Source organism: Campylobacter sp. (assembly GCF_017646085.1).
In the GTDB taxonomy this organism is placed as follows: domain Bacteria; phylum Campylobacterota; class Campylobacteria; order Campylobacterales; family Campylobacteraceae; genus Campylobacter.
Genome location: NZ_JAGCNF010000023.1, coordinates 1 through 10,116 on the forward strand (window position 1 = coordinate 1; position 10,116 = coordinate 10,116).

12 protein-coding genes are annotated in these 10,116 nt (G+C 32.1%); 7 read left to right on the forward strand and 5 right to left on the reverse strand.

Annotated elements, in window-relative coordinates; genetic code table 11:
• The 3 genes from J6V67_RS01220 to J6V67_RS01230 form a co-directional block, all read left to right on the forward strand.
• Nucleotides 1-633: PDDEXK nuclease domain-containing protein (locus J6V67_RS01220; protein WP_291857464.1), on the forward strand; the 633-nt coding region annotated here is incomplete at its 5' end.
• A 16-nt stretch (nt 634-649) separates the two neighbouring features.
• A complete protein-coding gene (locus tag J6V67_RS01225) occupies nt 650-835 on the forward strand; it encodes a hypothetical protein (RefSeq protein ID WP_291857466.1) in 186 nt (61 codons plus the stop codon).
• 2 nt (nt 836-837) lie between these two features.
• Nucleotides 838-2,604: a restriction endonuclease subunit S gene (locus J6V67_RS01230; RefSeq protein WP_291857468.1), complete on the forward strand. Its 1,767-nt coding sequence runs from the start codon at nt 838-840 to the stop codon at nt 2,602-2,604.
• Nucleotides 2,605-2,632: 28 nt separating this feature from the next.
• On the opposite strand, the gene J6V67_RS01235 is transcribed toward J6V67_RS01230, so the two are convergent.
• From J6V67_RS01235 to waaC, 5 genes are read right to left on the reverse strand one after another with little or no spacing between them, the layout of a single operon-like run.
• Nucleotides 2,633-3,553 carry a glycosyltransferase family 9 protein gene (locus J6V67_RS01235; protein ID WP_291857470.1) on the reverse strand — a complete coding sequence of 307 codons (921 nt, stop codon included), beginning with the start codon at nt 3,551-3,553 and terminating at the stop codon, nt 2,633-2,635.
• Nucleotides 3,537-4,559, reverse strand: a complete 1,023-nt coding sequence (locus J6V67_RS01240) for a glycosyltransferase family 4 protein (protein WP_291857472.1) — start codon at nt 4,557-4,559, stop codon at nt 3,537-3,539. The genes J6V67_RS01235 and J6V67_RS01240 overlap by 17 nt, the downstream gene beginning before the upstream one ends.
• A gap of 51 nt (nt 4,560-4,610) precedes the next feature.
• Complete coding sequence (gene rfaQ / locus J6V67_RS01245) at nt 4,611-5,666, reverse strand: putative lipopolysaccharide heptosyltransferase III (RefSeq protein ID WP_291857474.1); 1,056 nt, start codon at nt 5,664-5,666, stop codon at nt 4,611-4,613.
• Complete coding sequence (locus J6V67_RS01250; protein WP_291857475.1) at nt 5,663-6,526, reverse strand: lipid A biosynthesis lauroyl acyltransferase; 864 nt, start codon at nt 6,524-6,526, stop codon at nt 5,663-5,665. Before J6V67_RS01250 ends, rfaQ begins: the two co-directional genes overlap by 4 nt.
• Nucleotides 6,519-7,484, reverse strand: a complete 966-nt coding sequence (waaC, locus tag J6V67_RS01255; RefSeq protein WP_291857477.1) for a lipopolysaccharide heptosyltransferase I — start codon at nt 7,482-7,484, stop codon at nt 6,519-6,521. Before waaC ends, J6V67_RS01250 begins: the two co-directional genes overlap by 8 nt.
• 60 nt (nt 7,485-7,544) lie before the next feature.
• On the opposite strand from waaC, the gene J6V67_RS01260 reads away from it, so the two are divergent.
• From J6V67_RS01260 to pseH, 4 genes are all read left to right on the forward strand, one after another.
• Complete coding sequence (locus J6V67_RS01260; RefSeq protein WP_291857479.1) at nt 7,545-8,354, forward strand: 3'-5' exonuclease; 810 nt, start codon at nt 7,545-7,547, stop codon at nt 8,352-8,354.
• Complete coding sequence (locus tag J6V67_RS01265) at nt 8,351-9,166, forward strand: DNA ligase (RefSeq protein WP_291857481.1); 816 nt, start codon at nt 8,351-8,353, stop codon at nt 9,164-9,166. Before J6V67_RS01260 ends, J6V67_RS01265 begins: the two co-directional genes overlap by 4 nt.
• Nucleotides 9,167-9,406, forward strand: coding sequence for a hypothetical protein (locus J6V67_RS01270; protein ID WP_291857484.1), 240 nt, complete (start codon nt 9,167-9,169; stop codon nt 9,404-9,406).
• A partial coding sequence (gene pseH / locus J6V67_RS01275) for a UDP-4-amino-4,6-dideoxy-N-acetyl-beta-L-altrosamine N-acetyltransferase (protein ID WP_291857486.1) occupies nt 9,387-10,116 on the forward strand: 730 nt, incomplete at its 3' end. The genes J6V67_RS01270 and pseH, both read left to right, overlap by 20 nt.

The following is a 10,116-nucleotide window of genomic DNA, read 5'->3' on the forward strand; positions in this document are numbered from 1 at the left end:
GGTGAACGTGAATTTTATATACAAAAAACATTGAAAGAAAGATATACAAAACGAGAACTTGAACGTCAAATAGATTCAAATCTGTATGAATCTTTTAGAGAAAATAAATTGATTATTTCATCTGGTATGCAACAAATTGCAGAAAATCCTCAAGAGTTTTTTAAGGATGGCTATACATTAGAATTTTTAGGAATTCCTGCAAAGCATGATGAAAGAGATTTACGAAAAGCTCTTGTAAATAATATGAAGCAATTTATTTTGGAACTTGGCAAAGATTTTATTTTTATTGATGAGGAATATAGAATTCAAGTTGGGAATTCAGATTTTTTTATAGATTTGCTGTTTTATCATCGGGAACTTCAATGTCTTGTGGCTTTTGAATTGAAAGCTGAAAAATTTAAGCCTGAACATCTTGGACAATTAAATTTCTATCTTGAAGCCTTAGATAGAGATGTAAAAAAAGAAAAAGAAAATCCAAGTATTGGAATTTTATTGTGTCGTGATAAGGATAATGAAGTGGTAGAATATGCATTAAGCAGAACTCTTTCTCCGACAATGGTGGCAGAATACAAATTGCACTTGCCAGACAAAAAATTGTTGCAAGAAAAAATAAAACACATTTTGGATAATTGAGAATGAGGAATTAGGAATGAGTAACATAGGAAATAAAACTTTAATTACTCCACAAGTTGCGGAGCAATTAGAAGAAACAAGCGAACTTGCTCAAGAACTTTCAAAAGATCCTTATAATTTTGCTTTTACCGGAATTACCGGGAAGTATAATGAACGTAAATTAAAGGATGCACTTTTAAAAAACAAGGAAGTTAGGAGATAGGAATGAGTAATATAGGAAATAAAACTCCGGAAATAAGATTTAAAGGCTATACAGAAGATTGGGAACAGCGTAAGTTGGGGGATGTGGCAAATAACTTTGAATATGGCTTAAACGCTTCGGCAAAAGAGTATGATGGGAAAAATAAATATATTCGTATTACCGATATAGATGATGAATCAAGAATGTTTTTATCTGATGATATTACATCACCCGATACTGACTTAACATTAGCAGATAAATACAAACTCGAAACAGGCGATATTCTATTTGCAAGAACTGGTGCGAGTGTAGGAAAAACCTATTTATATAGGGAAAAAGATGGTCTTGTATACTATGCAGGATTCCTTATTAGAGCAAAAATTAATTCTGAAAATGATGTGGAATTTGTGTTTCAAAATACATTCACAGACAAGTACGACAGCTTTATAAGAATAACATCACAGCGTTCGGGACAGCCTGGTGTTAATGCACAGGAGTATCAAGATTTTACTTTTTATGCTCCATCTCTTGCCGAACAATCTAAAATCGGCACCTACTTCCAGTCTCTCGACAACCTCATCACCCTTCATCAGCGTAAATGTGATAGCCTAAAAAAAGTAAAAAAATCCATGCTTCAAAAAATGTTTCCAAAAAATGGAGCATCAGTTCCAGAGATTCGTTTTGCAGGATTTACTGGGGATTGGGAACGGCGTAAGTTTGGAGAACTAGCAGTTAGAGAATCAAATTGTGATATATCCTCGATTGATATGCCTTGTGTTGAATATGAAGATGTTATTGCTAATGAGGGGCAACTTAACAAGGATATTTCATTAAAAGAAATGCAGAAAAAAGGTATTATTTTTGATGGTTCACAAGTTTTATTTGGAAAACTTCGTCCATATCTACATAATTGGTTAAATCCTGATTTTAAGGGTGTTGCAGTAGGTGATTGGTGGGTTTTAAGACCTATTGAATTGGATAAAAATTTTCTTTATAGGCTTATTCAAACACAACAATTTGATGATATCGCTAATCAATCAGCAGGTTCAAAAATGCCAAGAGCTGATTGGAATTTGATTGCTGAAACAGAGTTTATTGTACCAAGTCTAATTGAAGAACAAATCAAAATCGGTTCCTATTTCCAGTCTCTTGATAAGCTTATCACCCTTCACCAAAGTAAATTTGAAAAATTGCAAAAGATAAAAAAATCTTGCTTGCAAAATTTATTCCCACAAAACAACCAAAACACCCCAAAAATTCGCTTTAAAAATTTTAGTGATGAGTGGGAAAATAATAATTTAGGCGAAATTTGCAAAATTATCAAAGGCGAACAAATAAATAAATTATCATTACTTGAAAATGGAAAATATTATGTATTAAATGGTGGAATTAGCCCATCTGGATATATAAATACATACAATACATTAGAAAATACTATTTCTATAAGCGAAGGTGGAAACTCTTGCGGATATGTAAAATTTAATATTGAAAAATTTTGGTCAGGCGGACATAATTATACATTAAATGAACTAAAAACTAAAACATTATTTTTATATTCTTTCTTAAAAGCAAAACAGCAAGAAATAATGGCTTTGCGTGTTGGTAGCGGGCTTCCAAATATACAAAAAAATACTTTATCAAATATAAGCATTTCAATCCCAAATTCAAAAGAACAAGAAAAAATCGGTGCGTTTTTCTCTAAACTCGACAACCTTATCACCCTTCAACAGCGCAAGGTAGAAAAATTAAAAAATATTAAAAAGGCATTGCTTAATAAGATGTTGATCTAGTAATCGCAATAAACTATGATAAATTTATCTAAATAATCTGCCTAGCTAGCTCTAATGCAAGGGCTGGCTTTAACTCTTTCATACATTCATGAGAGCCTAGCGGGCAGACTCGCTTCATACACGGCATACATGGCAAATTTAAGTGAGCTAATCTAGCATTTGGATTATTATATGGACTAGTTCTAGTAAAATTTGTAGGGCCAAATAGCGCAACTGTTGGCACTTTAAAAGCTGCTGCGATATGCATTGGGCCACTATCATTAGTAATAAAAAGCCCAAGTCCAGCAATATAACTAGCTAACTCTTTTATACTAGTTTTACCACAAAGATTTCTATGCGATATACCGCTTTTAGTCAAAATATAGCTAATCTCATCACAAATCTCTATCTCGCCATTTCCACCAAAAATCAAAATATCAAATTTATCTGCTAACTCCATAGCCACCTGAGCAAAATAGCTAGGATACCATCTTTTAGCACTTCCATATGTTGCGCCTGGATTTAGCCCTAGAGTCGGCCTAGTATAGATTTGCGGGGTAAAGCTTAGCTGCATTTCATTAGTTAAAATACTAATATTAAGGGCTTTTGAACTAAAATTTAGATAATCAACTACTAAATGGTCATTTTTATTAATTGGCCTATATACTCCACTATTTCTAGCATTAATAAAAAATGCTAAAGCCTTTGAGGCTAGATGGCTTCTAAAGCTGATAAATGCATCAAATTTGGGCTGGGATTTAGCTAATTTATATAGATATGCTAGGCGAAATCTAGATTTTTTAGATTCATCGATTATAATCTGGCCAAACTCAGCAAATAACGCCGTACTAGCAGCTGAGCCAAAAAATGTTAGCTTTGCATCTTTAAAATTTGCCCTGATATTTGCAATAGCAGCACTACTCATTACCCCATCGCCAAGCCATGTTGGCAACTCAATGAATATTCTCACCAATAACCTTTAAAATTTCATTTAGATTCTTTTCAACGCTAAATTCACGTGCCATTTCACTATTTTGCCCTGAAATCTCTAAAAGTAGATCATGATCTGTTAGCAAAAGATTTATATATCCATCTATACTTTGATCGCTAGCATTTTTCATAACAAACTCACTACCTAAAATCTCGCTAGCTCCATTTTGTTCAGTAGTAAAACACGCACAACCATAGCTAAGCGCTTCTAAGAGTTGATTGCTAAATGAGTTATAATGCGATGGTAAAACAAATATATCAGCTGCTTCATAGTAGTGATTCATTATAGTTTGAGATGGACGAAAAATAACTGTAACACCAAGATTTTGGGCAATTTTTCTATATTTTAAAACAGCTTTATCACTACCGATAATAAGCGCATTTACCTTAGTCTCTAAACGACTTAAAAGCTCGATAAATTCCCTAGCTCCATCAGCCCTAAAATCATCTGATACAAATAGCATAACTGGCAATTCCATATTAAGCCCAAGCTCATTGCATAAACGCATCTTGGCTCTGCCTTTTTGGATTTGAATTGGAGGTGTGATTCCTGGATAAATAGTAACTAATTTATTTGGGTCTAGATTATAAACAGTCTCTAATCCAAAGCGAGTTAGATTTGAATTTGCTATAATTTTAGTAGCATTTTGGACGCATTTTTTCTCAATTTGACCAGCAATGAAATTTGAAAAGCTTAAAAACCAAAATTTATAAAGCTTTTTATAAATTTTTTGTACACCATCATTGGCTAAATATATATCAGCACTATCAAATTTATCTAAACAGATATAAAACTCATCGCCCTTTTGCTTTTTGGCTATATTATTGATTTTAAGCGGTCTTAATAGACTAGTTTTAGCTTTAATGCCACTATAATTTTTAGATATAGTGGTATATTTAAGTGAATTTAAAGCAGCTTTTAAACGCTCGATAAACCTCTGATTTTTGCTAGAAAAGTTTATTTCTAAGATTGATATATTTTTCATTCTTTGATTTTAACATAGCTAGGCTTATAAATTGGTTTATTTATTTAAATTTTATTGATTTTGTGTAATAAAATGGTTTTTTATTTCATTTTTTATCCAGTTAATATCTAAACTATTTAAGCATTCACTCACACCAGAATTATTGCACCCTTCTAAACCGCATGGAACACATTTTAATGAGCTTTGGATTACGGTATGGCGTCCCATTTTTTGTATCCCGCTTTGGCTTTTATAGCAGTTTTTTGATTTTGAATTATCCCATGGCCCCCATGCGCCTGTATAGCTTGGGCCAAAAAGTGCAATACATGGAATATCATTAGCCGCTGCCATATGCATTATGGCTGTATCTGTACCGATATACAAAAGAGATTTTGAGCTTAAAAATGCGACTTGATCTAGAGTCAAGCTCCCTTTAAATACAACTGGCTTACTCTTACAAAGCTTTAGAATGTTTTGCATTTTTGCCATCTCGTTTGGGTTTTTATCACAAGTTAAAACAACTCTCTTATCTAGCTCTAATTCACAAAAATCAATTACTCCAGCCATTATCTCATCGCTTACGCACTTATAATCAAATCTAGCCATCGGATGAATGTGAATAAATTTATTTGGCAAATTTAAATCATATTCATTAAAATATAGACTAACCTTTGTGCTTACAATCTCCTTGCCAAGAGCCTTTATGGCTGAGAGATTTTGCATTACTATATGGTTTTCTTGCTCGCTTTGATGGGTAATGAATTTATTTAAAATTTGGCTTTTGCCCTTACGTGAGATTATGCTTTTTGCCCCACTAAATATAGCTAAAAATAGCCCACGATCGCTTATTTCGGTATTTATTACTATATCAAATTTTTGCCTTCTTAATTGCTTGGCATATTTCAGCTCTAGCCAAATTTTTTTAAAAATATTGGCTTTTTTTATAGCCGGACGATCATATATATGGATTTGGTCTATTTGCGGATTGTTTGCTATTACAGCTTGCGTGCCTTGATTTAGAGCAAAATGTATAGAAGCATCAGGATAATGGGCTTTTAGATTAGATATCAACGGGGTAGTTAAAAGCACATCGCCAATAAATCTAAATTTGATAATTAAAATTTTCATTTATAAATCTCTGGATAGAATTGTTTAAATTTCTTATGCATCCAAAAATACTCATCTGGCTTGCTTGTTATGATATCTTGTGTAGCACTACTTTGGGCTTGTGTGGCTTGCTTAATCTTATCACCATTTAGCTTATTAACCTCTATTGGCTCATAAAAGCTAATTTCATTTTTATCTTCAACTCTTTTGATAAATGCTGGGATAATTACTGCATTAAGCTTAGAGGCAAATATACTAGCAGCATGTGTATGAGAGATGCGATTAGAAAAAAACTCACACTCTACTCCATCTCTAATATCTACATTTTGATCAACTAAAATACCAAGAAGTCTTCTATTTTGCAAGGCTTTCATAATCGCTCTTGCGCCTCCACTTTTAGGTATTACTTCTATATCAAACCTGCTTCGATTTTTACTTAAAATCTTATCCATCACAGGGCTATCAAGGTTTCTGCCTACAATGCTTACAGCACCAAATTTAGCAGCCATCGCAAGACTAAAAAGCTCCCAATTGCCATAGTGAGCAGTAGCTATTATGATTGGGCGGTCTTTAAATTTATCTAAAATTTGAGCGTTTTTAAACTCAACTTTTGCTAAAATTTGCTCTTTTGTGCTATTTTGATTGCGTAAAAACTCCACACCAAAGTGAGCAAAATTACGATAAGTTTGCAAAATAATCTCTTCGATATTTGTAAATTTACACATTTTTAGATTGGTTCGCATTATATTTGTATGTTTTTTATCAAATTTATAAAAAGCTCTTGCGAGTAGATCAAAAAATATATTTTGCAAACTCCTTGGTGTATAGATTGCAATAAATCTAAGAGTATGGTATATTCCTAAATATAAAAAATCAACCATTTAAAAGCTCCGGATTTAAAATATTTTTTGCCAAATTTGCTATGCTGCTTGGAGATATCTCATTGATGCAATAATCGCTTTTATCTATATTTCTAGCATCAATTTTTTTGCCTGTATCAATAGTATGATTTATAGATGTAGTAAAGCTATTTCTACTACTTGGACGATTACCAAAGAGCGTGATACTAGCTCTATTTTGTGCCCAAGCTAGATGGGTGATACCGCTATCATTGCCAATTACAAGCCCTACACTTTGCATAAAATCTGCAACCTTAGCTAAGCTCATAGGACTTAGTACTTTAGCATGAGTATTATAAGCGATTTTACTAGCAAGGTCATACTCTTTAGCATTTGCTGAAATGATATTAATCTCATAATCTTTTAGCAAATTTATCACCTCGTTAAATTTATCATAGCACTTGCTTGGCTCGCTTGCAAATGGAGCTATTAGAATGGTTTTAGATGATTTAGGCTCTATATCTGAGATGAAACAAGCAGATTTTTGTATGATATCATCATCGCTAAACTCAAAACCCAAAGCAAAACCAGCAAGAGCTAAATTTCGTCTTATAATATTTTCATTATAATCAATTTTAAATTTACTCTTATAAAATATAGAAGCTAGTGGCTCTTTTATGCTACTTTTATCAAATCCAGCTATATTATTACCTAAAACCCTAGCTACAAGAGCTGATTTTATAAGTCCTTGAAAATCTATAATAAGATCAAAATTACCGCTAAATTCTTTAAGAATTTTAAAGCTTTTAGTAAATTTTTTATCCTTTAAAGGGAGCGCTATAACCTCTACACCATCTAAAAGATGAACAATGCTACTAAATTTTTCATCCACAAACCAGCTAATTTTAGCATCTTTAAAATGCCTTTTGATAAATTGTATAATAATACTTGTATGAACGATATCGCCAAGAGCTGAGAGTCTAATAATTGCTATTTTCAACTAATTTTCCAAGATTTTTTGCTATTATTTTATCTAAATTTGATTAAAAGTTGGTAATTTATGAGCGGTTATATATGTGTATTTGATTGTGAGACTGTGCCTGATTGTGATTCTTTAAGAGCAATTTATAGCTATGAAGGAGATGATAAAAGCGTAGCACAAATAGCACTTGCAGAGCAAAAAGAGCGTACTGGAAGTGGGTTTTTGCCAGTTTGCTTTCATAAAGTAGTAACTATTAGCGCAGTAATAGCTGATGAATTTGGCAGATTTAAAAGAGTATCTACAATCGCTGGAGATAGTGAAGAGAAAAAAATAGCTGAGTTTATTAAATTTATAAATGAACACAATCCTAGACTTGTAAGCTATAATGGAAGAGGCTTTGATCTACCTATGTTAATGATAAGAGCAATGCGTTATAATATCGATGCGAGCGAGTATTTTAATACTAACGATAGAGCTAATGGCAAAGACAAATGGTGCAATTATAGAAGTAGGTATGATGGGGTTTTTCATCTTGATTTACTTGATCATATTAGTGATTTTAAAGCTGTAAGTGGGCTAAAATTAGATCTACTATGTGCTAGTTTAAATTTACCTGGCAAATATGATGTTCATGGCGATGAGGTAATGAACTTATACTATGATGGAAAGCAAGATAAAATTGATGAATATTGTGAGTCTGATACGCTAAATACATATTGGCTATTTTTAAAATATGAATTATTGCGTGGTAAACTAAATTTAGATGATTATTCTAATTATTTAAGCTTAATGAGTGAATATCTAAATAAGCAAAAAGCCGATATGAGCTATAGTGCGGTATTTTGTCAATATATAGAAAATGAGCTTAATAGATTGAGTTGTAAATGATTAAAATTTGTTTATTAACTTGGCTGATTTGTTGTAGTACTTTTTCTTCTGTAATGCTACTTAAAGAGTATAAAGACGAAAATCTTACTGGCTGGATGATGAGCGAAAAATATGATGGCGTGCGTGCTATTTGGGATGGCAAAGAGTTAAAAAGTCGTAATGGTAATATAATTAATGCACCATCTAGCTTTATAGCTCAATTACCTAATTTTGCGCTTGATGGTGAGCTGTGGAGCCATAGAGGAGAGTTTGAGCTAATTGCGTCTATTGTATTAGATGAAAATCCTGATATTAAATTATGGAAAAATATTAAATATATGGTATTTGATCTACCTAAATTTGATGGAAATTTAAGTGATAAAATGGCTTATCTAGAAGAGTTTTTAAGCTCAAATCCAAGTGAGTTTATAAAAGCTGTAAAGCAAATCTATATCCAAAATAATTCGCATGCTTTTGCCTATTTAGATGAGGTTGTAAGCAAAGGTGGTGAAGGTATTGTTGTTCGTGATCCAAATGCGACATATATAAGCGGCCGAAGTAGCAAAATATTAAAGCTAAAAAAGTGGCATGATAGCGAGTGTCAAATAGTAGCTATAAATAGCGGAAAAGGCAAATATACAGGAAAAATGGGCTCAATTGATTGTGTTGATATTTTTAGCAAAATTAAATTTAAAATCGGCTCAGGATTTAGCGATGAAATACGACAAAATCCACCAAAAATAGGCACTATAATCACATATAAATTTGCTAATTTAACCAAAAATAATAGACCAAGATTTCCGGTATTTCTACGAATTAAAAGGAGTGAATAGATGAAAAAAATTATAACTTTGTGCATACTAGCTGCTAGCTTAAATGCGCTAATACTATATGAACCAAAAACAAAAGAGCAAAAAGAGGGTTATAGATATGGCCAAACAATGCGAATGCTTGGTATGGGCAAGTGGGAGTGCGATAGGAAATTTAAAAATATTGATAATGAGAAGCTAGAGTGGTGTGAATATGGATGGGTTGATAAAAGTGAGGAGATAGATGCTAGAAAGCTTGATTAATGGTATAAGGCTGGTTAATTTTACTAGTTTAGATACTAAAGAGATAAAGATGATTTATAACTGGCGAAACAACCCTAAAATCGCTAAATATATGATAAATAAAAGTATAACATGGGATGAGCATTTAGGCTTTATAGATAGCCTTAGAAATTCTCAAGATAAGATCTATTTTTTAGTCTATAAAGATGGTTTAGCAATTGGAGTAATTTCGTTTATAAATATATCTAAAAGCTCATGCGAATTTGGGATATATGCTAGTCCAGATTTGCGTGGTATGGGCGATTTGCTGATGGGTGTGATTATAGATTATGCATTTAATAGACTTTATATTAAAGAGATTTTAGCTAAGGCTTTTATAGATAATTTAAAAGCTATAGCGCTTTATAAAAAATTTGAATTTAATATAATTAAAAAGGATAAAGATATGGTATATTTTAGTCGTAAGAAGAGAGATAAAAAAAAAGGGGGGGGTAGGACTCAATATACTTCTTTGCCAAGAAAGGCTCTTGGCATGAAAATTGCAATTCTTACTACAGCTAATCAATGGTTTGAACCATATGCGTTAAGATTTCAAGATCTTTTAAGCAATTATGGATTTAATAGTCAAATTTACAATTTTCATGAACAAATTAGCGGTTATGATGTTGTTTTTATACTTAGCTATCATAGGATAATTAACGAAGAATTTTTAATTAAAAATCGCCATAATA

What these genes read in the sequence shown, in the direction of transcription:
- J6V67_RS01225 (WP_291857466.1), top strand. Translation starts at nt 650, where the DNA reads ATGAGTAACATAGGAAATAAAACTTTAATTACTCCACAAGTTGCGGAG.
- J6V67_RS01230 (WP_291857468.1), top strand. Translation starts at nt 838, where the DNA reads ATGAGTAATATAGGAAATAAAACTCCGGAAATAAGATTTAAAGGCTAT.
- J6V67_RS01240 (WP_291857472.1), bottom strand. Translation starts at nt 4,559, where the DNA reads ATGAAAAATATATCAATCTTAGAAATAAACTTTTCTAGCAAAAATCAG.
- rfaQ (WP_291857474.1), bottom strand. Translation starts at nt 5,666, where the DNA reads ATGAAAATTTTAATTATCAAATTTAGATTTATTGGCGATGTGCTTTTA.
- J6V67_RS01250 (WP_291857475.1), bottom strand. Translation starts at nt 6,526, where the DNA reads ATGGTTGATTTTTTATATTTAGGAATATACCATACTCTTAGATTTATT.
- J6V67_RS01260 (WP_291857479.1), top strand. Translation starts at nt 7,545, where the DNA reads ATGAGCGGTTATATATGTGTATTTGATTGTGAGACTGTGCCTGATTGT.
- J6V67_RS01265 (WP_291857481.1), top strand. Translation starts at nt 8,351, where the DNA reads ATGATTAAAATTTGTTTATTAACTTGGCTGATTTGTTGTAGTACTTTT.
- J6V67_RS01270 (WP_291857484.1), top strand. Translation starts at nt 9,167, where the DNA reads ATGAAAAAAATTATAACTTTGTGCATACTAGCTGCTAGCTTAAATGCG.